Source organism: Phyllobacterium sp. RCAM01083 (assembly GCF_055685835.1).
In genome coordinates this window covers 1,962,250-1,989,233 of the sequence record NZ_JBVFZN010000005.1, presented here as the reverse complement: position 1 = coordinate 1,989,233, position 26,984 = coordinate 1,962,250, and the positions used below count along the sequence as shown (strand labels likewise).

Genomic DNA, 26,984 nt, shown 5'->3' with positions numbered 1-26,984 from the left:
GTCGATGGACAATCTGGGCTCGTGGAATGCCTTCGTGCAGGCCGCCGAATACCGCAGTTTCGTTGCCGCCGGCCGCCACCTCGGCGTTTCCCCCTCTGCCATCGGCAAATCCATTGCGCGGCTGGAGGAGCGGCTTGGTGCCCGGCTTTTTCACCGCAGTACCCGCAGCATCACGCTGACGCCGGAAGGCTCGCTGTTCCTGGAGCGGTGCCGCCGCATTTTCTGCGAGATCGAGGCGGCTGAACTGGAATTGTCGCAGGCCAATGAGGCGCCGCGCGGCAGGTTGCGTGTCAGCATGCCGATTGCGGACCGGTTGATGATGCCGGTGCTTTCCGCCTTCATGCGCGCCTATCCCGACATCGAGCTGGACATTGACTGCTCCGACCGGCTGGTCGATGTAATCGAGGACGGTTTCGACGCGGTCCTGCGCACCGGCGAGCCGAATGATTCGAGGCTGATGACCCGGGTGCTCGGCTCGTTCCGCAAGCGCCTTGTCGGATCACCGGACTATTTCGCGCGCATGGGAACACCAGAAGTGCCGGAGGACCTGACGCGGCATCATTGCCTGTTTTACCGCTATCCGACCACCGGGAAATTGCAACTCTGGCCGCTGTCCCGCGATGGCAGGGATGTGGAGCTTGACCTGCCCGCGACCCTCATCTGCAACACGTCGGCGCCACAGATCCACATGGCGCAGGAGGGGCTTGGCATCGCCTGCCTGCCGGATTTCACCATAATAGACGAGCTGCGGGCTGGAACGCTGGTCAGCGTTCTCGATGATTTCATCCCGTTTTCCGGTACGTTCCGCGTGCTCTGGCCGTCGAGCCGCTATCTCTCGCCCAAGCTGCGGGTGTTCGTCGATTTCGTCGCCGAACACCTCGATCTAGCGCCGGTCAGGGGCTGAAGATCAGCACGAGATAGACGAAGAAGATCATCAGATGCACCGCGCCTTCGAGCACCGTCGTGCGCAGGCCGGAAAAGGTCAGGGTGCTGAGGATCAGCGTTACCGCCAGCAGGGTCATTTCGGTGGATGACAGGCCGAGAATGGCGGTCTGGCCGGTGAACAGGCTGATGGCAAGCACGGCCGGCACGGTCAGGCCGACGGTCGAGGTTGCCGCACCCAGGCACAGATTGACCGCGCGCTGCAGTTCATTGCCGGAAACGGCGCGCAGCGCGGTAATGGCTTCCGGCGTGAAGACGATGGCGGCGATGAGCAAACCGCCGAGTGCGGTGGGCGCGCCGAAGCTCGCAATACCATGGTCGAGCAGCGAGGCCAGGCTCTTTGACAGCAGCACGATCGGCAGGATGTTCAGGATCAGCAGCAGCGTGTGGCCGCCAATCGACCCGGCAGGCTTCGCGTGGGGCGCTTCGATTTCAGGCGATGCCTGCAGAACGTCCTCGTCTCCCTTGGGATAGACGAAGAAGTCGCGGTGCCGCCCGGTCTGCAGCACGAGGAAAATCACATAGAGGGCGATGGTGAAAATCGAGAAGAACACCGATTGCACCACGGTGAGGGAGCCATTGCTGGTGGAAACCGTGAAGTTCGGCAGGATCAGCGGGATAACCGTCAGCGGAATGATGACGATGAGATAGGATGCCGCGCCCTGCAGATTGTAGCCCTGCTGGCCGTAACGCAGCCCGCCGATGAGCAGGCCAAGGCCGACCACGCCGTTCAAAACGATCATCAGCACCGCGAACATCGTGTCGCGGCCGAGCGTCGGCGCATCCGAACTCAGCATCACGGCGCTGATCAGCACGACTTCGATGATGACGATGGAGAGGGTGAGAATGAGCGTTCCAAGCGGTTCGCCCAGCAGTTCCGCCAGTTCCTCCGCCTCATGCACGACACCGAAGGCCGACCAGATGATGACGCCGAACAGCCAGACAAACAGAAACGAAGCTTTCATCACCGAACTCAGATCGGCCATCCAGCCATATCCGAAAACAAGAAAGGCACCCACAGTTGCCCAAGCTACAATCAGTCTGATCCATCCGGATATCATCGGCCCTCCTTCATCGGGTTGAGGTATCATTTCGTCTTGCAGAACCTATACAGGAAATTACCGGCGATCTTACCGTTTTCTGACGCTTTATCAAAGATTTCGCTCTGCCAACGAATACTCGCCCATGCCCTGGCCGCTGCAATCACGCGCTTATGACGCAACGCTTGCTTGTGTCCGTGGTCCTGTCTGCCTAACTTGCTCCCGATGAGGAGCCCGCGGGCTCCCCCGACGGATTGCAAACACTCCAAGGAGAATGAAATGCAGCTTGGCATGATTGGGTTAGGGCGCATGGGCGCCAACATGGCGCAGCGCCTCATGAAGCGTGGTCACGCCCTCGTGGTTCACGACACCCGCGCCGAAAGCATGGCGGACCTGCAAAAACAGGGCGCGACCGGAACGGTCGTGCTGGAGGAGTTCGTCTCGCTTCTGGCCAAGCCGCGCGCCATCTGGCTGATGCTGCCCGCCGCCGTTGTCGACAGCGTTCTCGCCAAGCTCGTGCCTCTGCTCGAGCCGGGCGATATCCTCATCGATGGCGGCAATTCCTATTATCACGACGATATCCGCCGCTGCGGCGAGCTGAAGACAAAAGGCCTGCACTATGTCGATGTCGGCACCAGCGGCGGTGTCTTCGGACTGGAGCGCGGCTATTGCCTGATGATCGGCGGCGAAAAGGACGTGGTGGAGCATCTCTCGCCCGTATTCGCCTCGCTGGCGCCGGGTGGCAATGATCCGGCCGCGCCCGCCGTGGCTGCGCCGGGCAAGAGCACCGCGCCGCTCGGTTATCTGCATTGCGGTGCCAATGGTGCGGGCCACTTCGTCAAGATGGTCCATAACGGCATCGAATATGGTTTGATGGCGGCCTATGCGGAAGGCCTGAACATCCTGCGCAATGCGGATATCGGCCTGCGCTCGCATGAGGTGGACGCGGAAACCACGCCACTCCTGCATCCCGAGCATTATCAATACAGTTTCGATCTGCCGCAGATCGCCGAGGTCTGGCGCCGCGGCAGCGTGATCAGCTCGTGGCTGCTGGATTTGACCGCCGACGCCCTGAACGACGATCCGACCCTGTCGAATTTCCAGGGGCGTGTTTCGGATTCGGGCGAGGGACGCTGGACGGCCATCGCCGCGATTGACGAGGCCGTACCCACGCCGGTTCTCAGCGCGGCGCTGCAGGAGCGTTTCAGCTCGCGCGGCAATGCCGACTTCGCCAACAAGGTGCTGTCGGCCATGCGCAGCGAGTTTGGCGGCCATGTGGAAAAACCCGCTTCCAAAGCCTGAGGCCCCGTGCGCAGCTCTGGTCCGGTCCCGCTGCGGGCCGGAGCGGAGCTGTCTGTACATTGCGCTGGAATTTCGAACTATTGTTTTTGTATTTTGCTATTTGTTTAGACATTTCTCTTGGCGGAAGACGGGCATCCCGCATGTATTAAAACTGTGACAAAAGGTCTGTAGAATCGCCGGATTTTGTTTGGCGATTGATCATTCAATGGTGAAAGCGGGATATTTTTTTGTGTATTGCAAAATGATTTTTGTATTATTATAAAGCAATCCTGTAGCGCGGCTTGTCCAAGGTTCCAGGCCGGCAGTGCAACAGCGTCACATCATTTTGGAGATACTCATGACATCGAAACTCTGCAGTGGAGTCTTCGCGGCACTTATGTTCATGGCCGTTTTCATCGCATCGTCGGCCCATGCGGCAGACAAGCCGGGCTGCAAGGATTTCCCCGGTATCAAGCGCTTTGAGGGGTCATCGATCATGTTGTGCGATGCGCGCAACTTTGCCGAATATACCCTGCCGACCGGAAAGTGGGTCAAGAACGAGGATGACTCCGCCAAGTCGGATTTTGCCAGCAAGGAAGCACTGGAAGGGCGCCTGACGCAGAATGTCTATTCCGTCCCTGCCGGACCTTCCTCGGCCGAAGTGTTCCGCAACTACCTGAACGATCTGCAATCGGCGGGCTACAATGTCCTGTTCCAGGCCAAGCAGGCCGACACCTATCAACTGGAGAACGTCTTTGGCGAAAAGGGCCCCGGCGGCCAGCTTTTCGGCTACAGCCCGGACGAGGCGCGTTATGTGGCGGCAGTCAAGGAAGAGGGCGGCGTCAAAACCTACATTGCGCTCTATGTCATCGAATTCGAGGACGGCTATGTGCCGGAATTCGATGCGGTCAAGGGCCAGGTCTATGTCCGCCTCGAGTCGCTTCAGGTCGGCAACCTGACCGACCAGATGGTCGTGGTTTCCGCCTCGCAGATCAGCAAGAGCCTCGATACGGCGGGCAAGGTTCTGCTCTACGGTATTCATTTCGACTTCAACAAGGCGTCAATCAAGCCGGAGTCGCGCCCGAGCCTTGATGAAATCGCCAAGTTCCTGAAGGATCAGCCGAACGAGAAACTCGATGTGGTTGGCCATACCGACAATATTGGCGGTGCTGACTTCAACATGCAGTTGTCGAAGGCGCGGGCGGATGCGGTTGTCGCCGATTTGGTCAGTACCTACAGTGTTTCGGCGAACCGTCTCAAGGCGAAGGGGGAGGGCTTGCAGTCGCCTGTCGCATCGAATGACGATGAAGCCGGACGGGCCAGGAACCGCCGGGTGGAACTCCATCGCCAGTAGTATTGGCATGCTCTTTGCCGGAACAGGAAAGGCGGCTCACGGAGCCGCCTTTTTACTGTAGATGGCTGCCGGTCAGTTTGGCCGTACGCTGGCTTCCCGGTTGCAATCGCCGCCGCAGGCGTCAGGCGAAACAAACTGCATGGTGAAGACCTGGCCGCCAATGCCCTGGGCAAGTTCCGGTGACAATGTCAGCGGCGTGCAATCCTTGACGGCGGAAATGGCCGCATCGATGAAAGATTTGCGCGCCGCCGCGTCATTGCCCGGAAAATCGATGGCAGCCGTTCGCGGCGGGCCGATCAGCGAGCCGTCGCGCTTGAAGCTGAAACGGAGTGTCACGGTGGATTTTTGTGAACCCTCCGGCGCAGTCCAGCAGGCATGAAGCGCTTTGCCGACATCATCCATGGTGGTCAGCGGGCCGGCCATCACGGAGGGGGTGGTGGAGAACGTCATGGCGAGTGCCAGAGACAGGCGATTGAGAAGCTGTGTCATGATCCCAGTTGCTCCTTTTGAATGTCCAAAGACGGTGCACTTGAGTCCATCGGTAGAATACCACCAAAAGCCCGTTTTAGTGAGTAAAAATACTATCTAAGGTTGAACATTACTGGGGTAATTGCAGTATTGTCTGGGATATCCGGGTTTAAACACGCACATGTGATGGTGGATGGCCATTTCCGGCCGTTTCCACCATCCCATTACTTTGAAAAACCTATGCGGCCTTGATCGGGCGCGGTCCGATATACCGCGATTGCGGGCGAATCAGCCGGCCATGTTGGGTCTGCTCCCTGGCATGGGCGATCCAGCCGCCGACCCGTCCCATGGCGAAGACGCTGGTAAAGCTGTCCCGCGGAAAACCAAGCGTTTCCAGCAGCAGTGCTGTATAGAATTCCACATTGGTCTTGAGCGGGCGGTCGGGTTTGCGGCGGGCGAGGATGCGCAGGGCCGCCGCTTCGACGCTCTCCGCCAGCTTGAAGCGGCCCGCACCGTGATTGCCCGTTCCAGCCAGCCGCCGCAGCGCCTGCATCAATGCATCCGCGCGCGGGTCGCGCACCCGGTAGATGCGATGGCCGAAGCCCATCAGCCGCTCGCCGTCGTCCAGTGCCTTTTCCAGCCAGGTTTCGGCATTGTCCGGTGTGCCGATGGCATCGAGCATGTCGAGAACCGGCCCCGGTGCACCCCCGTGCAGCGGCCCCTTGAGCGCGCCGAATGCAGCCAGCACGGAGGACACCAGTCCCGCATGGGTGGACGCCACCACCCGAGCCGCGAATGTCGAGGCGTTCATGCCGTGATCGCTGACCGTAACGAGATAGGTATCGAGTGCGGCGGCTTCCTGCGGTGTGACGGTTCGGCCGTGCAGCATGTGCAATATATCCGCTGCGTGGCTGAGCGCGGTGTCGGGGGCGACAGGTGCCTGGCCGTTCTTCAGCCGGATGACCGCCGGGGTGAACACGGCGGGAGCCGCGATCAGACGCAGGGCGGTGGCAAGGTCATCCCCATCAGTAAATTGGGCGGTCAGCGCGCGCACCGCATCGGTGACCGGCAGTGCGAGCAAGGGCGCGGCAGCATCGGGTATCGCGTTGAATATCTCCTGCCGGGCCAGGCCGATGCGCGTGCGCAGTCCGTCCGCATCGAGCTTTTCGTCAAAGGCATCCGACAGCAGCAGCGCCAGCAGTTCCTCATAGGGGACAACGCCGGCCAATTCATCCAGCGACCGGCCGCGAATGATCAATATGCCTCCAAGCCCGTCAACATCCGACAGCGTGGTTTCCGTGGCGACAACGTCATCAAGACCGTTTTTCATGGCAAACTCCAGTTTTTGTTTCCGCCACAGGATGAGGTGCGTTATGATTGACGTCAATCTTGACGTAAATGATCAATGTGAGGTTCCATGGCGTGGTTGACGGCATCGCAGGCTCTGGCGGCCCTTGGCGTCCAGCCGCAGACCCTTTACGCCAATGTCAGCCGGGGACGGATTCAGGCCAAGCCCGATCCGCAGGACCCGCGCCGCAGCCTTTACAAGAGCGAGGATGTGAAACGCCTCGCCGGACGCAAGGCCGGGCGGCGCACGGTGGCCAATGTCGCCGCCGAGGCCATCGGCTGGGGCGATCCGGTCCTGCCGTCGAGCATCTCGACCATTGCCGACGGGCACTTGTGGTATCGCGGCAGGGATGCGTCCGTACTGGCCGCCTCGTCGACACTTGAACAGGTTGCAGCGCTGTTGTGGGAAGCGGGGGAAATCACCGCGTCACCTTCCGCCCATGATATGCCCAGGCCCGACCGCCCGCTGGAAGCAGCCATGATTGTCCTTGCCAGGCGTGCCGCAACGGACCTGCCGGCCCATGGCCGCTCGCGTGCCGTGCTGGTTGCCGAGGCATCCGGTGTCTTTGCGGACGTCGTTGCGGCGATGCTTGGCACCGGCAGCGCCGCCAATCACGCCGTTCACATCCGTCTGGCCCATGCTTGGAATGCGCCGGAGGCGGAAGACTGCATCCGCCGGGCGCTGGTTCTGCTGGCCGATCATGAGCTCAATGCCTCGACCTTTGCGGCCCGCGTCGCCGCCTCGACCGGAGCGCCGCTGTCGGCCGGCATGCTCTCCGGTCTTGCCGCGCTGACCGGGCCGCTGCATGGCGAGGCCTATCTCAGCGTGCAGGCGCTGGTCCGGACCGCACAGGCCACCGGCGCAGGTTTTGCGATACGCGAACTGCTGGCCCAGGGCAGGGCCATCCCGGCCTTCGGGCACCCGCTCTATCCCCATGGTGACCGGCGCGCCGCGGCGCTGCTGGCACAGTTCGAACCGGGCGCCATCTATCGGCAGATTCGCGAAACGGCAGAGATGCTGACCGGCGAGCAACCCAACATTGATTTTGCTCTCGCCGCCATGACGGATGGCTTTGGTTTGCCTCCGGCGGCACCCGTCATTCTCTTCGCCATTGCCCGCTCCGTCGGCTGGATTGCGCATATTCTGGAACAACAGTCGATGAACCAGCTGATCCGCCCGCGTGCCCGTTACACCGGCCCGCCCCTGTCCCTGTCCTGAACCCGGCATTCGCCCATGAAAAAATTCAGGCGATATGTCGATACCGGTAAATCCCGCGCGTCGTGTCATCGGAGCGAGGGTTTACCAACGGTCGGACCATCCGGCCGCCCGGCATCCGAACCGAAGGAGAAACGACAATGCGATTCATGATTCTGGTGAAGGCAACGAAAGATTCGGAAGCCGGCGTCATTCCGCCGGAGGAACTCTTCAGCGCCATGGCCGATTATCACGAGCAGCTGGCGAAAGCCGGGGCGCTGCTGGACGCCAATGGCCTTCAACCGACCTCAAAGGGCTGGAAAATCCGGTATTCCGGCGGCAAGCGGACCGTGATCGACGGGCCGTTCGCCGAAGCCAAGGAACTGGTGGCAGGTTATACCATCATTCAGGTGAAGACGCGCGAGGAGGCGATTGAATGGGCCAACCGGTTTCCCAATCCGCATCCGGACAGTGGCGAGATTGAAATCCGGCAGATGTTCGAACTCGAAGATTTCGGCGAATTCGAAGCCATCGACCGCTTTCGCGACATGGGCGCCGGCCAGAACAAGTAAGCCGCACGTCGCGATCTTGCGCGACGGCCCCGAAGGTGATGTGATCGGCCCTTATGACGACTGCCGCCGAAACCCATCGTGCCATCGAAACCGTGTGGAAAATCGAGCAGGCCCGGATTATTGCCGGGCTTGCGCGCATTGTCAGGGATGTCGGGCTTGCCGAAGAACTGGCACAGGAGGCGCTGATCGCCGCGCTGCGCCACTGGCCGTCGGAGGGCATCCCGCGCAATCCCGCCGCATGGCTGATGGTCACCGGCAAACGCCGGGCCATCGATCATTTCCGCCGCACCAAGATGCTGAAGCGCAAGCACGGGCAGTTGGGCTATGACGCGGAAATCGAACAGGCCGCCATGCCGGATTTCGATACGGCGCTGGACGACGATATCGGCGACGACATGCTCAGCCTCATCTTCACCGCCTGCCACCCCGTGCTATCGGCCGAGGCGCGCACGGCGCTGACGCTGCGCATGATTGGCGGGCTGACGACGGAAGAGATCGCCCGCGCCTTCCTGACACCTGAAGCCACCGTTGCCCAACGCATCGTCCGGGCCAAGCGCACGCTGTCGGAGGCGAATATTCCCTTCGAGGTGCCGCGCGGCAAGGACCGCACGGAACGTCTCGCCTCGGTGCTTGCCGTGCTCTACCTGATTTTCAACGAGGGCTATTCGGCCACCGCGGGAGATGACTGGATCAGGCCGCAACTGGCACAGGAAGCCATGCGGCTCGGGCGGATCCTTGCTGATCTGATGCCGGATGAACCGGACGTGCACGGGTTGATCGCCCTTATGGAAATTCAGGCCTCGCGCTTTGCCGCGCGGGTCGGGCCGTCGGGCGAACCGGTCCTGCTGTTCGACCAGAACCGCGCGCACTGGGACCATCTGCTGATCCGGCGCGGGTTGGCGGCGCTGGAGCGGGCCGAAAGGCTGGGCACCGTCTACGGCCCCTATGGCCTGCAGGCAGCCATCGCCGCCTGCCATGCACGGGCGCGAACCGCCGAGGAAACCGACTGGGTCCGGATCGCCGCGTTCTACGAGCAGCTGGCAAAGCTCATGCCATCGCCCGTCGTTGAGCTCAATCGGGCGGTAGCGCTTTCCATGGCTTTCGGTCCGCAAGCCGGGCTCGACCTCATTGACCAGCTGACGGGCGAGCCGTCCCTGCAGGCTTATCACCTCCTGCCAAGCATTCGCGGCGACCTCCTGCTGAAACTCAAGCGGCCGGATGAAGCGCGGGCTGAGTTCGAGCGGGCCGCAAGTCTCACGCGCAATGCCCGCGAGCGCACAATCCTCCTGGAGCGCGCGGCTTCCTGTGCCTAGTGCTGTAATGCGAGCTTCATGCCCTCATGGCTGGCGACAAATCCCAGCGCTTCGTAGAAACGCGCCGCGTCGGGCCGCGTCTTGTCGGTGGTAAGCTGCACCAGCCCGCACTGGCGTTCGCGGCAGGTGTCGATGGCCCATTCAAACATGCGGCGGCCAAGCCCGCCGCGCCGGTGCGCTTCGGCAATCCGCACGCTTTCGATCTGCCCGCGCCACATGCCGGTGCGTGATAATCCGGGGATAAAGGTGATCTGGGCGCAGCCGATGACAAGTCCTCCGTCTGCCGCCACGACCAGAAGCTGGTTCGGGTCGCTGTCGATGGCGGCAAAGGCTGAGCGATAACGCGGATCGACCGGATCGGAGATCACCTCGCGCTGGCTGCCGAGCGGATCATCGGCCAGAAGCGCGACAATGGCAGGGAGATCGGCGCTTGTGGCCTTGCGGATGAGGGGTTCGGTCAACACTGGTCTCCCACCTGAAAACGATTGCACGAACCACGCACCACGCGTTGGCAATCAGCTTTAATACATTTCATTCCACAGTATCAAATCCAACCCCTGTCAGATGTTCCGACATATCCCACAAGTCGTGGAGGCCAAAGCCGTCCTAACGTCTTTGACTAAAAGCGAATTGACACCCATTGGCTTAAGGAAATAATCCGGCTCCGTATTCAATCGTTTTAAATTGCTTTGGGAGGAGCATGGTTTGAAGGCGCGGCTGTCGCAATCGCGCACGCGTCAGGCGCGACATCTATTTTTCAACTTTTAATTTCAAGCGCAAATTTAATAGCAAAATTCATTTGGGAGGAACCAATGATTTTCAGACGCGTCCTCATCGCCGGACTTGTCGGCGGCACCATGCTGGCGGGTTGCAATAATGCGGATGACAAGGCTCCGGCAGCGCCTGATGCGCAAGGCAGCTTTGCCGAAGACATCAGTCCGCAGAACGGCGGGGTGGACCAGGCAACGATCAAGGGCCTCAAGGACACCTTGGACACCCTGCAGGCGAACATCGTCATTCTGCAACGGGACGGAGCGACCTCGAAAGAGACACTGGCTGCACTCAAGTCCCCCATCGAACTTTTGCAAAGCCGGGCCGGCCAGACAGAAGCCTCTGTTGCCGCGTTGACGGAGCTCGGCCCCCGCATCGGCAAGCTGGATGCCGGCCTCAAGTCGCTGACGGATAATTTCAAAACTTTGGAAGGGCGAACGGCGGCCATACAGGCTGATACGGATACGCTTAAACCATTGCTGGCGCAGTTCGCGGCACTGAAAGACGATTACGGCAAGGCGATCAAGCTGAAGCTGGAAGCGGCGGCGCTCGCCCCGCTGCTTGCCGACATCGATCTGCTGAAGACCGGCAAGGCCGATGCAGGGAAGCTTGCGGATTTGCAAGCAAAGCTCGACGGCTTGAAGGATGCGGTCGACAAAGCAAAGCTCAGCACAGATTCAGTCGATGGTTTCAAAAAAACGGATCGTCGCGTTGGAAGAGGCGATCAGGAAACTGAAGGGCCAGAACAATGCCGGGCTGATTTGTGTCAGCAGCGTTACGCCCAATGGCGGGATGCCACCGAGTGCCCTCATTACCTTCGATTAATTGCTTGATTTTTAAATTCTCAAAATAACTTAAAGGGGAGGCTTCTCATGAGTTTTGCAAGCCGCAGATCATTTCTATTACAAAGTGCTGCAATTATTGGAACCGGACTATTTTACAGTACCGAAAAGCGCTTGAATTTTATTGGTTCGGCGTCTGCTGTCGGACCTACAACCTCTTTGACCGATATCGAGGCGCTTCCGTATTGCGCCAGTGGAACCATCCGCGAGATCGCAGGCGGCTGGACTTTTACCAGTGTCAACGAAGCTCCTCAGTTTACCGGCGAAGCCCTGTCCTCAGCCGGTGCATTTAAAATGAATAAGGCCACTGTTCCGGGCACTGTTTTGACCAGCATGATCAATAATGGTGTTTATCCAGACCCGCTCTATCGTCAGATCGTCACCAAATTGATCCCGGATAATCTGCATAAAACGGACTATTGGTACCGTACAGAAATCGACGTACCGGCTTTGCAGGATGGACAGCGGTTCTGGCTGCGCTTCAGCGGCATAAACTATCTGGCAACGATATGGTTGAATGGCCAGGAGGTCGGCCGCATTGAAGGTGCCTTCAAGCGTGGAAACTTCGATGTCACGGACACTATCAAGAATGTACAGGGGCAGAAAACATTTCTGGCCGTGAGAATTCATCAGCTCGACCATGTGGAAGGTCCGCTGCTACCCAGTTATTCCAGCGGTCGCACGCGCGGAGGAACCAATGGCGGTCCGTCCGGCCAAACGCTGAACAATGGGCCGACATTTTTTTGCACAGCCGGATGGGACTGGTTACCCACCATACCCGACCGGTGCCTGGGGATCTGGCAACCGGTCTACAGCTTCGTTACCGACACGACCAGAATTGTGAATACCCAGGTCAATGCAACCCTCGCGGATGATCTCGCCAGCGCTAGCCTGGAAATCAATATCACCTTGAGCAATAAATCGGGGGTAGCGCAAAACGGTGTTCTCACAGGTACAATATCGGGCATCGCGTTCAGCCATGCGGTTTCACTGCCTGCCGGGAGCGAGCCCAAGACTTTTAAACTAACCAAAAACAACGTGCCGGAACTTGCGTTAAGCAATCCCAAACTGTGGTGGCCGAACGGCTATGGCGACCCTTACCTTTATGAACTATCCCTTACGCTTCATATTGGCGAGATTATATCCGACCGGCGCAGTTTGAAGTTTGGCGTGCGCAAAATCACCTATTCGCGCAAGCGAGGCTCCGGTACTGATCTGGGGATCGCCATCAACAATGTGCCCATTTTGATCATGGGTGGCAATTGGGGATTGGACGAAGCGTTGAAGCGCATCCCTCGCGAGCGGCTTTTCAATCAGGTCAGATTGCATAAGGAGGCCAACCTCAACCTGATCAGAAACTGGAACGGGCAAAGTACCAGCAAGGATTTTTATGATGCCTGCGATGAATATGGTATTCTCGTCTGGCAGGATTTCTTCTTCTCAGGGGAAGGAGGCACTCCGAAAAATACCGACAGATATCTCGACAATGTTCGCGATGTCATCACCAATTTCCGCAACCATCCTTCGATTCTGCTTTGGTGCGGCGGCAATGAAAAAAAGCCGTCACCTCAAACAATCGTCGATGGTTTGGACAAGTTGGTCACCGAGCTCGATCCTCAACGCGAATGCCTGACAAGTTCCAAAGAAGACACGAGCGAACCTTATGCGAAGCCTCCATTGGGCGGCTATGCGTCTGGCGGGCCCTACCATTGGGTGACGCCTGGAAGCCACTTCAATAATGTCAGCTCCCTCCCATTCCACAATGAAATTGGTTCTCATTCGATTCCCACGCTGGAATTTGTTCAGTCGATGCTGCCGGAAGCGTCCTGGGAATGCCCTGATGACTATTGGGCGGACAGAGATTCCAATGGGAACGGTGGTGGTGGACGGATTACTGACGCCACTGCAAATCGCTATGGCAAGATCAGCAATCTTGCCGATTTTGTCCGCAAATCCCAGTTGATGAATTATGAATGCATCAAGGCGATTTACGAGTCCCACGCCGGCAATTTTGGCCCGATAACAGCAACTGCGCCTGCAACGTCAACGGGCGTCATCATGTGGATGACCAACCCGGCGCAACCAAGTTTTGTCTGGCAGATGTATAGCCATGATCTTGAACAGCACTCATCCTTCTTTGCGGTTCAACACGGGTGCAGGCGTGTTCATGTCTTGATGAATGCGAACACTCGAAAAATCTTTGTTGTCAATCATACGGCAAATCCGCTGCGCGGGAGCGTTGAGATCGCCATCCACAATCTCGATGGTACACAAGTCAGCCGGACTGTCGAAAATGTCCCTGAGATCAAACCGGCATCTTCAGCCAGTATTGTCGATATCAGCTCGAAGATTTCGGCCTCCACATCCGACATTTGCTTTATTTCGCTTCGGCTTATCGTAAATGGAAACTTCCAGTCCGAGAATTTCTATTGGTGCAAGAAAAGCGGAGACGATGATGACTACAAGCTGCTGGACACAATGAAGCCTGCATCGCTCGGTATTTCGGCGAAAGTTGTGGAGACGGGGAAGACGGCAACAAAACTCAATGTGAAGGTAGAAAATATCAGCGATGCAATTGCCTTGATGGTTCACCTGCAGATATTTGATAAAGTCACCGGAGCGCGAATATTGCCGGCATTTTATAGTAATAATTACCTTAATATGTTGCCGAATAAGTCAACGGAAATTACTGTTGAAGTCCCGCATAAGGACGGCAAAGCTGTAGAAAATCTCGCGATCAGGATAGACGGCTGGAAAATCGACAGGGCAGGCTCAAAGCTGAGCACTGTGGATGTGCCCATCAGCTTCAATGAAAACGCCTTGAATCTGCAACCGAAAGGCGCAGCCTTTGCGTCTTGCAAGTAGAAAAGGGACCAACGCAGACCGTAGCAGACGAAACTTGTCAGACGCGGATGAGGGTGCAACCATAGGGCGGCACCCTCTTGTCGTTACCCTAAGCCGCGCGCAGGCCACCGGTCGAAACATGCGCCTCGGTATCGGCCAATGCCAGCTCGAAGCGATTGAAGAGCTCGTTCAACTCCGCTTCCGTGATGATCATCGGCGGGCAGAAGGCGATGGAATCGCCGATGGCCCGCAGCACCGCGCCGTGGCCTTCGAGGAAGCGGGCGAGCTGTGCGCCGACGCCGTGCGCCGGATCGAAAGAGCGTTTGGTTGCCTTGTCGGCCACCAGTTCCACCGCACCCATCAGGCCGGAATTGCGCACTTCGCCGACCAGCGGATGATCGATGACCTTCTTCAGGCGTGCTTCGAAAGTCGGCGTCAGGCCGCGCACATAGTCGACGATGTTGCGGCGCTGGTAGATCTCGATGGCCTTGACCCCGAGCGCGCAGCCCAAGGGATGGCCGCCATAGGTGAAACCGTGGCCGAATGTGCCGATCTGGGCGCTGTGATCCACATAGGCCTGGTAGACGTCTTCGGGAACCAGCACGGCGCCGAGCGGTGCATAGGCCGATGTCAGCTGCTTGGCCGCCGAGATGGTGGTCGGCGTCATGCCGACGGCCTGGCTGCCCCACCAGTGGCCGGTGCGGCCAAAACCGTTGATGACCTCGTCGGCAATGATCAGGATGTCGTGCTCGCGCAGGATCGGCTCGATGGCAGCGAAATAGCCCGATGGCGGCACCAGCACGCCGCCTGCACCCATCACCGGCTCGGCAATGAAGGCGGCGATGGTGTCGGGGCCTTCGCGTTCAATCATGTCGCGCAGCGAATCGGCAAGACGCGCCACGAATTCCGCCTCGCTCTCGCCCGCCTGGCCGAAACGGTAGTAATGCGGGCAGTCGGTGTGCAGGATGCCTTCCACCGGCAGATCCCAGCCCTTGTGGTTATAGGGCAGGCCGGTCAGCGACGCGGCCATGATGGTCACGCCATGATAGGCCTTGACGCGCGAGATGATCTTTTTCTTCTTCGGGCGGCCCAGCGCGTTGTTGTAATACCAGGCGAGCTTGACCTGCGTGTCATTGGCTTCGGAACCCGACGAGGTATAGAAAACCTTCGAGATCGGAACGGGCGCGATTTCCTTGAGCTTTTCGGCAAGCTCTATCGCCGGTTCCATGCCCTTGCCGCCAAAGAGGTGGTAATAGGGCAGGGTGCGCAGCTGCTCGGTTGCAGCATCGATCATTTCCTCGTCGCCGAAGCCGAGACCGGCGCACCACAGGCCCGCCATGCCCTCGATATATTCCTTGCCCTGCGTGTCATAGATATAGACCCCCTTGGCATGGCCCATCACCAGCGGTCCTTGATCCTGCAATTTATGGAGGGGGGTATAGGGATGCAGGATCGAATCGATATCGCGCTGCTGGACATTTGTAAGGGGGCGGCTGCTCGCCATTTCATGACTCCATTTTGATGGGATGGGGCGAGCTTAGCCAGACTTGCCGGAAAGAGCAAAGCGGCTTCCAAAAGAAAACGTCGCCTGCGTCGTTATTCCGGGCGAAGGCCCTTCATCACGGCCGCATAATCCTTGCCGAGCCGGGTGAGCAGCGTGGTTTCATCATCTTCGGCCGAAACGGTGAGGCTGGTGCCGTCATTGCCGAGCATGACGAAAACGAGCTGGTCGACGGCACCGTCCGACAAGGAAATGGCCGCAATGCGCTGCTGGTCCCCGTCTTCCGGTGCGCGAATGTTGAAAACAACCTCCCCGCCGACGAGGGTTGCGGCCTTCTGCAAAACGCCTTCGAAACCGTCGGCAACAATATCCTGTGCGCCAAGCGCCAGTTCGATCTCGACAACTTCAAGCGAAACCGCTTTGCCAGTCTCAGGCATTCTATCCGGCCTCGTCATTTTGCGTTGTAAAAGCGGCTTGCTTGCCCGCCTTCTATCCTGCCCTGAATCACCGGGGCGATGATGTCAGCTATGTGACAGCCGATCTACTCATAAAGTGTAAACGGTTGAGATGGTTCGGTGGCGGGCAGATGCCGCCCGGCGCCGGGTTGTGGGCGATTGCGTCATCAGAGCTTCATACATCGCGGGCATTCATGTGCCGTTGCCCATATTCAAACTCAAAAACCGATTTCATTTTTTAGACACTGCATTTTCAGTCGCTCGTCAGCTGATCCAGCACAGCAATATTCGTTTGAAGAATCTGCATTTTAGAGGAAACCATTATGGAAAGACGTCATTTCATTAAATTACTCGGTATTGCGGGCGTCGATGCGGCTGCCTATGCGGCATGCTCATCCTACATGCAGGACGCATTGGCCAATGCACAAGACTTGGTAAAGGCGTTGAGTGCGCCGACAGAGGGTCCGAAGGGGTCGCTCGCCGATATCGAGCACGTTGTCATCCTCATGCAGGAGAACCGGTCCTTCGATCACTATTTTGGTACTTTACGCGGCGTGCGGGGATTTGGCGATCCTCGACCGCTGAGATTGAAGGACGGCAAACCTGTGTGGGAGCAGGCGCAAGGGGATAGCGCCGCGCAAAGGATAAGGCCGTATCATCTGCCGAAAGGGGATTTGACGGGCAAACAAGGCCTTGCCGGCGGTGTTTTTCTGCAAGACCCAGCCCATGATTACAAGAGCGGTCTTGGCGCATGGAACATGGGTCTCATGGACAAATGGATTCCCCAGAAAGACATTGTGTCCATGGCTCATTATACCGAGGAGGACATTCCATTCTATTTCAGCTTGGCCAAGGCTTTCACCATCTGCGATGCCTATTTTTGTTCGCACAACGGCGGAACCGACACCAATCGCAGTTATCTCTCGACCGGGACGTGCAATGGCAAGACCGACAATAAGTATTTCAGCAGCATTAAGGCCACTGACGAGGTTTCGAGGCCGAACTGGAAGTCCTATCCAGAAAGTTTACAAGAGCGTGGTGTCAGCTGGAAGTTTTATCAGGACGGTCTGACTTGGACAGTCGACGCCTTCGATGGAAACTATGGTGACAATACCCTTGAATATTTCCAGCAGTACAGGGTGAAAACCGCTTCCCCTGACAAGAGCACGATCTATGAGAAAAACCAGAGCATCAATTCGGTTTTACGGACTGAGGTCAACACGACGTCGCGGTTCGAGCAGGATATCATTGACAATAAGCTCCCCGCCGTTTCATGGATTGTTGCCCCGGAGGCTTTTTCCGAACACCCGAAATATCCGCCGCATTTTGGCGAATACTATCTCAATGAGATTTTGCGGGCGCTTGTCGCCAACAAGGATGTCTGGCACAAAACGGTTCTGCTCGTTACCTATGACGAAAATGGCGGATTTTTTGATCATGTTCTTCCGCCAGTGCCGCCGTTGAATTCGGATATCGGATTGACGTCGACAGCTATTAAAATACCTGCCAAAGACACGGCCCGCAACATCGACACGGAATATTCAGTCGATGACCATACGGTTATCGGCATGGGAATGCGTGTCCCCATGCTCATCATTTCGCCGTGGACTTCCGGCGGGCGGGTTTGCTCCGAGACGTTCGACCACACCTCGGTCATCCGGTTTCTCGACACCTGGCTCAAGGAGAAAGGCAAGCAGCGGGAGGATGAGTCCGTCTTTTCCAACATTTCGTCCTGGCGGCGCGCTGTTGCCGGTGATCTGACCAGCGCGTTTGATTTTGATCACACCAATGTCGAAGCGATTCACGGAATAAGCCCGGCAAAAATCTATGCGGCCAAAAAAAGGACAGCCGCACATGACGCGAAAGCCTATCGGCCAACCATTGCTGACGTCGATGCCGATCCTTACAAGGACAAGCCGATTGCGGCAAAGCAGGACCAGACATGCTGCGATCTCTTGCCGGTCGGCTACGACTTTCAGGTTTTTTCTGCCTTTACAGCGAGTGTTCCCAAACGGCTCAAGCTTGACTTTAAGAACCGCGGGAAGCTTGGCGCCGCCTTTACAGTTTTGTCGCATGACAGGAAGGACGGAGGCTGGTTTTACGCTGTCGAGGGCATGAAACCCAATGCTTCGCGGGTCGTCGTGTCAGATAGTTGGAATTTGAAGGATTTTAAGGCGCCCGGCTGGGTTGAAGACGATTACTTTTATTCGGTTCATGGCCCCAATGGTTATCTGGCCGAATTCCGTGGCAGCGCAGAAAATCCACTGCACACAGCATTTCCCGATTTTGTTGATATAAGTCCGTCTGCGGATGGAAAAACCATGAAATTCACCTTTGCAACATGGCCCACGGCCAACGGCAAACTGAAAATGATCAATGCCTACTATCCCGATGAAAAGCCGACGATTGTTTCCAATGGTACCGACAAGGTTGACGTCGCCACAAAGGACGGCTGGTACGATGTTTCCTTCGTCGATGCGGTGAACACGGCCAGCAAGTATCTGCGCCGCTATGCGGGCCACATTGAAACCGGCAAAATGAGCCGGACCGATCCCGCCATCGGGATGATCTACGACGAGACGGCGCGGGTCTATATCCCGGCAGTGGTCTAGCGGGCAGGAGCCTTGGCAACGGCAGGCACTACGAGGCCTGCCGTTGCAATGCTTGTCTCACCGGGGAAATACGGTTAGCTGTTCATGTCAATCACAGACCAGCCATATCGGGATTCCATGCGACACCACATCCGACGCCGCCAATCGATTTCCGCCAAATGGTCGGTGCGGATCGCGTTCCTGTCGGCCATCCTGTTCGTCCTGTCCGGCCTGGGGCACCGCTTCGAGCGGATCGAAACACCCGAGTTTCTCTGGCTGCTCGCCATCGTGGCGGCCCTCGCGGTGCTGGCGCTGCTGCTCGGCATCAAGGGATTCACCAGCCTGTGGCGCCGAGGCGACCGCGGCGGCCCGTCCGCCTTCTGGGGCGCGGTAATCGCGCTGGTGGTCCTCGGGCCCTTTGTCGTGACGGTCTATCAGGCGATGACCCTGCCGGCGATCTATGACGTGTCGACCGATGTCACCGAGCCTCCGGCGCTGTTTGCCCTTGCCGGGCAACGGACGGACCGCATGAACCCGCTGGTCAACGATCCGCACAGCCGCGCCCTGCAGGCCAAGGCCTATCCCGAAGTGACGGGCCGGCGCTACGAAGGCTCGCCGGACCGCATTCTCGATGCCGCCGTGACGGTGATCACCAACAATGGCTGGACCATCATCGATCAGAAGGGCGTGCCCGGCGACGACGAGGAAATACTGATGGAAGTCGTGGCGCGGACCTGGTTGCTGGGCTTCACCAGCGACGTCGTCATCCGCCTGAGCGACGAGGGCGAGACCACCTATGTCGATATGCGCTCGGTCTCGCGCTATGGTATTCACGATCTCGGCGAAAATGCCGGCCGCATCGCCCGGTTCATGGCAGACCTCGATGCGCAGGTGCAGAATGCGCAGCCGGAGGAAGACACCACTCAGCCGGCCCAGTAGACGCCGTCGATGGAGGGGTTGCCTTCCGTATGCACCTTGCCGCGGGCAACGAGATCTTCCAGATGGGCAAGCACCGACAGTCCCGCCGCGCCGTGCAGGCGCGGGTCGGTTTCCCGGTAGATGACCTTGACCATGGCGGCGATCGTGCGGTCGCCCAGCTTGACCCGTTCGAGCACGGCGCGCTCGCGCATCTTGCGGTGGGCTTTCAGGCCGCGCACGAAGGTTTTCGGCTTGGTCACCGCCCCGCCGTGGCCGGGAAGATAGACCCGGTCATGCCGCTCGAGGAGCCGGTCGAGCGAAGCCATGTAGTCCGACATCGAGCCGTCGGGCGGTGCCACGATGGATGTGGCCCAGGCCATCACATGGTCGGCGGAAAACAGGATGTCCGTTCCCTCAAGCCCGAACACCACATGGTTGGCCGTGTGGCCGGGCGTATGAATGGTGCGCAGGGCCCAGCCATCGCCTGCAATGACCGAATTGTCGGCAGCGGCGACATCGGGCACGAAATCATAGTCGCCGCTGGCATCGAGCAGGTTGATCTCGCCGATATGCAGCGGCCGGGCCGGGCGGTGCGGGCCTTCCGCCACCAGCGTGGCGCCAAGCTCCGCTTTCAAAACCATGGCGAGCGGCGAATGGTCCCGGTGCGTGTGGCTGACAAAGATATGGCTGACCGGCCGCCCGGCGATGGCGCGCAGCAATGCCGCGTGGTGGGCATCGTCAACCGGACCCGGATCGATCAGCGCCAGCGTATCGCGACCGATCAGATAACTGTTGGTGCCGAAAAAGGTGAAGGGGCTGGGATTGTTGACCGTGATGCGCTTGATATCAGGCGCAATCTCGACGGCTTCGCCATAATGCGGCGCAAAAGAACTGTCGAAAACGAGGGACATGGGGGTGTGCGGACCTTGTGTATGGCCTTGCGCATATTGCGCTGCGGCGTCATCCCCAATATACCCTTTTCAACGCGTGGCGAAAGCCGATCCGGAGGATAGAACATGATTGCTGCCCAGACCCGTTCCCTTGCTGAAACCTTCCAGCCGGAAGGCCAGCTTGCCAAAGCCGTATGGTTTGTCTCGCTTGCCCTTGTCGGCACGGCGCTGATGACCCTTGCGGCGAAGACCAAGATCGACATGGTTTTCGTCAATGTCACCATGCAGACCTTCGCCGTTTTCGCCATTGCCGCCGCCTATGGCTCGCGCTTGGCCGTGGCCACCATGGCGCTTTACCTGCTCGAAGGTGCGCTCGGCATGCCGGTTTTCACCGGAACGCCGGAAAAGGGCATCGGCCTTGCCTATATGGTCGGCACTACGGGCGGCTACCTCGTCGCCTATCTCGCCGCAGCCTGGGTTGTCGGTCTTGCCGCTGACAAGGGCTTTGCCCGCAACCCTGTCGCCATGGGCGTTGCCATGCTCGCCGGTGAGGCGATCATCCTCAGCCTCGGCTTCCTCTGGATGGCTTACCTGCTCGGCTTCGAGAAGGCGTTTGCCTTCGGCGTCGGCCCGTTCATCGTTGCCGATATCCTGAAGCTGGCGCTGGCCGCCGCCATTGTCCCGGCCGTCGGCTCGCTGCTCAAGCGCCGCTGATTCCTGCTTTTTGCACCCCCTCTGTCCTGCCGGACGGAGGGGGTGCCGCATTGTCTGTTGGAGAGGCACTCCGTGTCCGATTACCCCCGCGATCTCATCGGCTTCGGCCGCAATACCCCAGACCCGAAATGGCCGGGCCATGCCCGTATCGCCGTGCAGTTCGTGATCAATTACGAGGAAGGTGGCGAAAGCTGCATTCTCGACAATGATCCGGCGTCGGAAAACCTGCTCTCGGAAATCGTCGGTGCGGCGGCGTGGCCGGGGCAGCGCAATCTCAACATGGAATCCATCTACGAATACGGCTCCCGTGCTGGCTTCTGGCGGTTGTGGCGCATCTTTACCCGCCGCAACCTGCCGGTCACGGTCTATGGCGTGACGCTGGCCATGGCGCGCAACCCGGAAGCGGTGGCCGCCATGCAGGAAGCCGATTGGGAAATCGCCAGCCACGGCCTGCGCTGGCTGGAGTACAAGGATTTTCCGGAAGACATCGAGCGCCAGCACATCCTTGAAGCCGTGCGGCTGCACACCGAAATCACCGGCGCGCGCCCCCTTGGCATCTATCAGGGCAAGCCCTCGGACAACACGCTGAAGATCGTCATGGAAGAGGGCGGTTTCGTCTATTCGGCCGACAGCTATGCCGATGAACTGCCCTATTGGGTAAAAGGGCCGAAGGGTCCGCATCTGATTGTTCCCTATACGCTCGATGCCAACGACATGCGGTTTGCCACGCCGCAGGGTTTCAACACCGGCGACCAGTTTTTCACCTATCTCAAGGACACGTTCGACGTGCTCTACCGGGAAGGGCAGGAAGGCGCGGCCAAGATGATGTCCGTCGGCCTGCATTGCCGTCTTGTCGGACGCCCCGGACGGGCGGCGGCGTTGGAGCGGTTCCTGGATTATGTGCAGGGGCACGAGGCTGCCTGGGTGACGCGCCGCATCGATATCGCACGCCACTGGCACGAGCATCATCGCCCGGACAGTGCCGTATGACCATCTCTCTGCTTGCCGTCCAGCCGCTGACCCGCGCGGCGTTCGAACCCTTTGGCGATGTGATCGAAACCGAGGGTGCCGACATACGCCTGATCAACAATGGCACCACGCAGCGTTTTCACGATCTGGCCCATGTCGATGTGAGCGGGGCGGAGGCGCGGGTTCTGGTCAATATTTTTCGCGGGCAGGCTTTCGCCCCGCCCATCGACATCGCGATGCTCGAGCGCCATCCCCTCGGCAGCCAGGCATTCTATCCGCTGCAGGACCGGCCGTTTCTCGTCGTCGCGGCGGAAGACGATGCGGGCCGTCCGGGGCAGCCGAGGGCGTTCCTGGCACAGGGCAATCAGGGCGTCAATTACGGCCGCAATGTCTGGCATCACCCGCTGATTTCGCTGGAAGCGGCGTCGGATTTCCTCGTGGTCGATCGCGGCGGTGCGGGGGACAATCTTGAAGAGTTTTTCTTCGGGGATGTGGTTTATCGGATCGAAACGGTCTGAATCGCAGATAGGCGGTGCGTGGTTTGACAAGCTCACCATGAGGGAGAGTGAGGATTGCAGGGAGCTATATTCTGCAACCTTTGCGATTGGCATTGCAGCCAAACCACGTCCCTCATGGTGAGCTTGTCGAACCACGCACCAAGACACCACGAACTTCCCTCTGCCCCTTGACGCTTCATCGCTGCCGGATGAAGCTGTGCACCATGTCACAAACGATCAAATTTTTTCTCAATGGTCAAAAACAGCTGGCGTCGGTCCGGCCGGATATGACGGTGCTCGACTGGCTGCGCAGCGCGCCGCGCCTGACGGGAACCAAGGAAGGTTGCGCCGAGGGCGACTGCGGCGCCTGCTCGGTGCTGATCGGCGATCCCTCCGGTGATTCGGTGCGCTATCACGCCGCCAACAGTTGCATTCTCGCCATGGGTCAGCTCGATGGGCGGGCGCTGGTCACCGTCGAAGGCCTGAAAACCGAAATCCTGCATCCCGTACAGGCGGCAATGGCGGAAAACGGCTCGTCGCAGTGCGGCTTCTGCACGCCGGGCATCGTCATTTCGCTGGCCGGCCTTGCCGCCAGCACGGCACATCCCGATGACCACGAAATCCACGATGCGCTGGCGGGCAATCTGTGCCGCTGCACCGGCTACCGCCCCATCGTTGAAGCCGCCCGCAAGGTGGCAGGCGCTGGCGGCGCCCCGATACCGGGCCTTGAGGTGAGGGCATTCGCCGAGATGGAGCCGCAAAAGGCGGTATCGGCCGATGGTTCGACCTTCCACCAGCCGCAAACGCTGGCGGACCTTTTGCAACTGCGCAAGGACAGACCGGATGCCCTGCTGCTCGGCGGCGGCACCGATCTCGGCGTGGCGCTGGCCGACTACCATGCGGATTGGGACGAGGTCATTTCGCTGGCGCATGTGCGGGAAATGCGGGCCATCGGCGAGACGGACAACCACCTGAGTTTCGGCGCTGCCGTGACCTGGGAGGAGGTGCTTGCGCGCGTCGCCGGTTCCTATCCGTCCTTTGCCACGCTTATTCGCCGTTTCGGCTCGACCCAGATCCGCTCCATGGGAACCATTGGCGGCAATATCGGCACCGCAAGCCCCATCGGCGACGGCCCGCCTGCCTTGATCGCGCTGGGTGCCGATGTGGAATTGGCCTCGCTCAACGGCCGCCGGTTCATGGCGCTGGAGGATTTCTTCCTTGACTATCGCAAGACGGAGTTGCGGACCGACGAGGTGATCGCATCGGTCTCCATCCCCAAGCCGAAGCCGAGGCAGGATTTTCGCGTCTACAAGATTTCCAAACGCTACGATCAGGATATCTCGACGGTCTGCGCCGCTTTCTCCATCACCCGCGAGGATGGCCAGGTCCGCAGCGCGCGCATTGCCTTCGGCGGCATGGCGGCAACACCGCGCCGGGCGGTGGCCGCAGAGCAGGCGCTGGTCGGCACGCAGTTCGATGCGAAAGCGGTCGAAGCCTGCGCGGCGGCAATCACCGCGACGTTCAAGCCGCTCGACGACTGGCGCGGCAGCGCGGATTACCGGCTGCAGGTAGCAGCCAATCTGGTTGAGCGGTTCTGGCGGGATGTCTCCGGCGAGACCGTGGAAGTGATGGCGCTATGACCGACAATGCTCCCCATACTGTCCAGCGCAGCATCGTCGGCAAGGGCATTGCCCATGATTCCGCCGCACGCCACGTGGCGGGCGAGGCGAACTACATCGACGACATGCCCGAACTGCCGGGCACGCTGCATGCGGCCTTTGTTCTTTCGCCGGTCGCCCATGGGCGGCTGAAATCCATCGATCCGGCGCAGGCGCTGGCGATGGAGGGCGTGGCCGGTGTCTGGTGGGCCAGGGATGTGCCCGGCCACAACGAGGTCGGCCCGATCCTCAATGGCGAAACGCTGTTCGCCGAGGATATCGTCGATCATGAAGGGCGGGTCATCGCCGTCGTTGCCGCCCGCGATTTCGAAACGGCCTATCGCGCCGCGAAGAAGGTCAAGGTCGACATCGAACCGCTGGAGCCGGTGCTGGATATCGAGGAGGCGCACCGGCGCAGGAGCTATGTCCTGCCGCCGCAGGAAGTTATCGACGGCGATGCCGCGACGGCGATTGCCGGTGCACCGCATGTTTTTTCCGGCACGCTGCACATGGGCGGACAGGATCACTTTTATCTGGAAACCCAGATCGCCTATGCCATTCCCGGTGAAAATGGCGAGATGCTGGTGCACTCCTCGACGCAGCATCCGACTGAGGTGCAGCACCATGTGGCGCTGATCCTCGGCCTGCATGCCAATGCGGTGGAATGCCAGGTGCGGCGCATGGGCGGCGGTTTCGGCGGCAAGGAAAGCCAGGCGACGATCATCGCCGGGGCGGCGGCACTGGTGGCTGCCAAGACGGGAAAGCCATGCAAGCTGCGGCTGAAACGCCGCGACGACATGGCGGGAACCGGCAAGCGGCACGATTATGTGGCCAACTGGAAAGTCGGTGTCGATTCACGCGGCCGCATTCGCGGGCTGGATGTGGAATATCTCGCCCGCGCCGGAAACCTGCCTGACCTCACCGGCCCTGTCATCACCCGCACGCTGACGCATACGGACAATGCCTACCATATTCCCCACGCCCGCTTTATCGGCCATGCCTGCAAGACCAATACGGTTTCCAACACCGCCTTCCGGGGATTCGGCGGGCCGCAGGGCATCCTGACCATCGAGAACATCATCGATACCATCGCGCGGGAGCTGCAGCTCGATCCCAACAATGTGCGCGCCATCAACTATTACGGCGATGAAACAGGCGCGGTGACGCCCTATGGCCAGCCGGTGGAAGACAACCGGCTGATCGAGGTGACCGAAGCGGTGCTGGCCTCGGCCGACTGGCGCCAGCGGCGCGCCGAGATCGATGCGCATAACGCTGCCAATCCGGTCATCCGCCGGGGGCTGGCGATGATGCCGGTCAAGTTCGGTATTTCCTTCAACCTGACCTCACTCAATCAGGCCGGCGCGCTGGTGCACGTCTATCTCGACGGTTCGATTTTCCTCAACCATGGCGGCACGGAAATGGGGCAGGGCCTGTTCGTCAAGGTGGCGCAGGTCGTGGCGGAAGTCTTCCAGGTCGAACTCGACATGGTGCGCATTTCCTCCACCGCGACGGGCAAGGTGCCGAACACCAGCGCCACGGCGGCGTCCACCGGCTCCGATCTCAACGGCATGGCGGCCTTCAAGGCGGCCACGGCGATCAAGGCGCGCATGACCGCCGTTGCCGCCGAACATTTCGGCGTGCAGGAGGCGACCATCGTCTATCGCGAAGGCCGTGTTCACGCCGATAACGAATCCATATCCTTCGGCGAACTGGCCAAGATGGCCTGGCTCAAGCGGGTACAGCTGTCGGAAGCCGGGCACTACGCCACGCCGAAAATCCATTGGGACGGCAAGACGATGAAGGGCCGGCCCTTCTTCTATTTCACCTATGGCGCGGCGGTGACGGAAGTCGCCGTCGATACGCTGACCGGCGAGACGCGCTGCCTGCGCGCCGATATCCTGCAGGATGTCGGCTCGCCGCTGAACCCGGCGATTGATCTCGGCCAGATCGAGGGCGCCTTTGTCCAGGGCATGGGGTGGCTGACCTGCGAGGAACTCTGGTGGGACAAGACGGGCAGGCTGCGCACTGTCGGGCCGTCCACCTACAAGATTCCCGGATCGCGCGATGTCCCGCCGGAATTCAATGTGCGCATTCTCGACAACGCGCCCAACCGCGAGGAAACGGTGTTCCGTTCCAAGGCCATCGGCGAGCCGCCGCTGATGCTCGGGGTCTCCGTCTGGCTCGCCATCCGTGATGCCATTGCCTCGCTGGCGCAGGGTGCCATCGCTCCCCGGCTCGATGCGCCCGCGACGCCGGAAAACGTGCTGCGTGCGGTGAACGCACTGAAACAACGCATGAAGAAAGATGCCGATGACTCTCGATGAACTGAACGATGCCGCGCCTGAAACCTTCGTCAAGGCGCTGGGCGGTATTTTCGAGCATTCGCCGTGGGTTGCGGAAGCCGTGGTGCCGCTGCGGCCCTTCGCCAGTGTGGAACTCCTGCACGCGGCCATGGCCGGTGCCGTCGACAAGGCCGGGCAGGTGGCGCAGCTTGGCCTCATCCGTGCCCACCCGGACCTTGCAGGCAAGGCCGCCCGCCAGGGCAGCCTGACGGTGCACTCGACCAGCGAACAGAAGGGCGCCGGGCTTGACCGGCTGACGGATGGCGAATTCGACGAATTCCACCGGTTGAATGACGGCTATCAGCGGCGGTTCGGCTTTCCGTTCATTCTCGCCGTACGCGGTCATGACAAGCATTCCATCCTGGCGGCATTCAGGACGCGGTTGCAGAACAATGCCGGCGAAGAGGTGGCCGAAGCCCTGCGCCAGATTGCCCTGATCGCCCGGTTCCGCCTCGACGATCTGCTAGCCTGAGAGGTCAT

23 protein-coding genes are annotated in these 26,984 nt (G+C 59.7%); 16 read left to right on the top strand and 7 right to left on the bottom strand.

Annotation, left to right across the window (positions count from 1 at the left end):
- Positions 1–4 precede the first annotated feature (4 nt).
- Entirely contained in the window at positions 5–904 is a 900-nt protein-coding gene (locus ACZ25R_RS16555; RefSeq protein ID WP_472461608.1) for a LysR family transcriptional regulator, read from the top strand.
- Here ACZ25R_RS16555 and ACZ25R_RS16550 read toward each other — a convergent pair.
- Positions 894–1,928, bottom strand: a complete 1,035-nt coding sequence (locus ACZ25R_RS16550) for a calcium:cation antiporter (protein ID WP_464662944.1) — start codon at positions 1,926–1,928, stop codon at positions 894–896. The genes ACZ25R_RS16555 and ACZ25R_RS16550 overlap by 11 nt on opposite strands.
- A gap of 333 nt (positions 1,929–2,261) precedes the next feature.
- Between ACZ25R_RS16550 and gnd the strand changes: the two genes are divergently transcribed.
- Complete coding sequence (gnd, locus tag ACZ25R_RS16545; RefSeq protein WP_472461607.1) at positions 2,262–3,284, top strand: phosphogluconate dehydrogenase (NAD(+)-dependent, decarboxylating); 1,023 nt, start codon at positions 2,262–2,264, stop codon at positions 3,282–3,284.
- Positions 3,285–3,621: 337 nt separating this feature from the next.
- A complete protein-coding gene (locus ACZ25R_RS16540; protein ID WP_472461606.1) occupies positions 3,622–4,617 on the top strand; it encodes an OmpA family protein in 996 nt (331 codons plus the stop codon).
- 72 nt (positions 4,618–4,689) lie between these two features.
- Here ACZ25R_RS16540 and ACZ25R_RS16535 read toward each other — a convergent pair whose 3' ends face one another.
- Together ACZ25R_RS16535 and ACZ25R_RS16530 are read right to left on the bottom strand one after the other, a co-directional pair.
- Positions 4,690–5,106, bottom strand: coding sequence for a hypothetical protein (locus tag ACZ25R_RS16535; RefSeq protein ID WP_472461605.1), 417 nt, complete (start codon positions 5,104–5,106; stop codon positions 4,690–4,692).
- A gap of 217 nt (positions 5,107–5,323) precedes the next feature.
- A complete protein-coding gene (locus ACZ25R_RS16530) occupies positions 5,324–6,415 on the bottom strand; it encodes a citrate synthase/methylcitrate synthase (protein WP_472461604.1) in 1,092 nt (363 codons plus the stop codon).
- Positions 6,416–6,502: 87 nt separating this feature from the next.
- Between ACZ25R_RS16530 and ACZ25R_RS16525 the strand changes: the two genes are divergently transcribed.
- The 3 genes from ACZ25R_RS16525 to ACZ25R_RS16515 all read left to right on the top strand — a co-directional run bounded on the left by ACZ25R_RS16525 (position 6,503) and on the right by ACZ25R_RS16515 (position 9,512).
- Positions 6,503–7,651 (top strand): citrate synthase, encoded by a 1,149-nt coding sequence (locus ACZ25R_RS16525; RefSeq protein WP_472461603.1) that lies wholly within the window; start codon positions 6,503–6,505, stop codon positions 7,649–7,651.
- Between the two features lie 137 nt (positions 7,652–7,788).
- A complete protein-coding gene (locus ACZ25R_RS16520; protein ID WP_472461602.1) occupies positions 7,789–8,199 on the top strand; it encodes a YciI family protein in 411 nt (136 codons plus the stop codon).
- Positions 8,200–8,252: 53 nt separating this feature from the next.
- On the top strand, positions 8,253–9,512 hold the full coding sequence (locus ACZ25R_RS16515; protein WP_472461601.1) for an RNA polymerase sigma factor: 1,260 nt from the start codon (positions 8,253–8,255) through the stop codon (positions 9,510–9,512).
- On the opposite strand, the gene ACZ25R_RS16510 is transcribed toward ACZ25R_RS16515, so the two are convergent.
- Complete coding sequence (locus tag ACZ25R_RS16510) at positions 9,509–9,973, bottom strand: GNAT family N-acetyltransferase (RefSeq protein WP_472461600.1); 465 nt, start codon at positions 9,971–9,973, stop codon at positions 9,509–9,511. The genes ACZ25R_RS16515 and ACZ25R_RS16510 overlap by 4 nt on opposite strands.
- 351 nt (positions 9,974–10,324) lie before the next feature.
- Between ACZ25R_RS16510 and ACZ25R_RS16505 the strand changes: the two genes are divergently transcribed.
- Complete coding sequence (locus tag ACZ25R_RS16505; protein ID WP_472461599.1) at positions 10,325–11,116, top strand: hypothetical protein; 792 nt, start codon at positions 10,325–10,327, stop codon at positions 11,114–11,116.
- Positions 11,117–11,155: 39 nt separating this feature from the next.
- Positions 11,156–13,990, top strand: coding sequence for a glycosyl hydrolase 2 galactose-binding domain-containing protein (locus tag ACZ25R_RS16500; RefSeq protein WP_472461598.1), 2,835 nt, complete (start codon positions 11,156–11,158; stop codon positions 13,988–13,990).
- An 88-nt stretch (positions 13,991–14,078) separates the two neighbouring features.
- Here ACZ25R_RS16500 and ACZ25R_RS16495 read toward each other — a convergent pair whose 3' ends face one another.
- Together ACZ25R_RS16495 and ACZ25R_RS16490 are read right to left on the bottom strand one after the other, a co-directional pair.
- On the bottom strand, positions 14,079–15,473 hold the full coding sequence (locus ACZ25R_RS16495) for an aminotransferase (RefSeq protein ID WP_472461597.1): 1,395 nt from the start codon (positions 15,471–15,473) through the stop codon (positions 14,079–14,081).
- 92 nt (positions 15,474–15,565) lie between these two features.
- Entirely contained in the window at positions 15,566–15,907 is a 342-nt protein-coding gene (locus ACZ25R_RS16490) for a hypothetical protein (protein ID WP_223611498.1), read from the bottom strand.
- Between the two features lie 341 nt (positions 15,908–16,248).
- Between ACZ25R_RS16490 and ACZ25R_RS16485 the strand changes: the two genes are divergently transcribed.
- Positions 16,249–18,537 (top strand): phosphocholine-specific phospholipase C, encoded by a 2,289-nt coding sequence (locus tag ACZ25R_RS16485; RefSeq protein WP_472461596.1) that lies wholly within the window; start codon positions 16,249–16,251, stop codon positions 18,535–18,537.
- Positions 18,538–18,654: 117 nt separating this feature from the next.
- The gene (locus tag ACZ25R_RS16480) at positions 18,655–19,455 is read left to right on the top strand and encodes a DUF1499 domain-containing protein (RefSeq protein WP_472461595.1); all 801 of its coding nucleotides are present in this window, start codon (positions 18,655–18,657) and stop codon (positions 19,453–19,455) included.
- On the opposite strand, the gene ACZ25R_RS16475 is transcribed toward ACZ25R_RS16480, so the two are convergent.
- Complete coding sequence (locus ACZ25R_RS16475) at positions 19,440–20,345, bottom strand: MBL fold metallo-hydrolase (protein WP_472461594.1); 906 nt, start codon at positions 20,343–20,345, stop codon at positions 19,440–19,442. The two genes, ACZ25R_RS16480 and ACZ25R_RS16475, sit on opposite strands and share 16 nt — an antisense overlap.
- A gap of 105 nt (positions 20,346–20,450) precedes the next feature.
- Between ACZ25R_RS16475 and ACZ25R_RS16470 the strand changes: the two genes are divergently transcribed.
- The 6 genes from ACZ25R_RS16470 to uraD all read left to right on the top strand — a co-directional run bounded on the left by ACZ25R_RS16470 (position 20,451) and on the right by uraD (position 26,976).
- A complete protein-coding gene (locus ACZ25R_RS16470; protein WP_346306500.1) occupies positions 20,451–21,038 on the top strand; it encodes a biotin transporter BioY in 588 nt (195 codons plus the stop codon).
- Positions 21,039–21,110: 72 nt separating this feature from the next.
- Positions 21,111–22,028, top strand: coding sequence for an allantoinase PuuE (gene puuE, locus ACZ25R_RS16465; protein WP_472461593.1), 918 nt, complete (start codon positions 21,111–21,113; stop codon positions 22,026–22,028).
- A complete protein-coding gene (locus tag ACZ25R_RS16460) occupies positions 22,025–22,525 on the top strand; it encodes an ureidoglycolate lyase (RefSeq protein WP_472461592.1) in 501 nt (166 codons plus the stop codon). The genes puuE and ACZ25R_RS16460 overlap by 4 nt, the downstream gene beginning before the upstream one ends.
- A 203-nt stretch (positions 22,526–22,728) precedes the next feature.
- Positions 22,729–24,144 carry a xanthine dehydrogenase small subunit gene (xdhA, locus tag ACZ25R_RS16455; RefSeq protein WP_472461591.1) on the top strand — a complete coding sequence of 472 codons (1,416 nt, stop codon included), beginning with the start codon at positions 22,729–22,731 and terminating at the stop codon, positions 24,142–24,144.
- Positions 24,141–26,486: a xanthine dehydrogenase molybdopterin binding subunit gene (gene xdhB / locus ACZ25R_RS16450; protein WP_472461590.1), complete on the top strand. Its 2,346-nt coding sequence runs from the start codon at positions 24,141–24,143 to the stop codon at positions 26,484–26,486. Before xdhA ends, xdhB begins: the two co-directional genes overlap by 4 nt.
- Positions 26,473–26,976, top strand: coding sequence for a 2-oxo-4-hydroxy-4-carboxy-5-ureidoimidazoline decarboxylase (gene uraD, locus ACZ25R_RS16445; RefSeq protein WP_223611490.1), 504 nt, complete (start codon positions 26,473–26,475; stop codon positions 26,974–26,976). Before xdhB ends, uraD begins: the two co-directional genes overlap by 14 nt.
- Positions 26,977–26,984 lie beyond the last annotated feature (8 nt).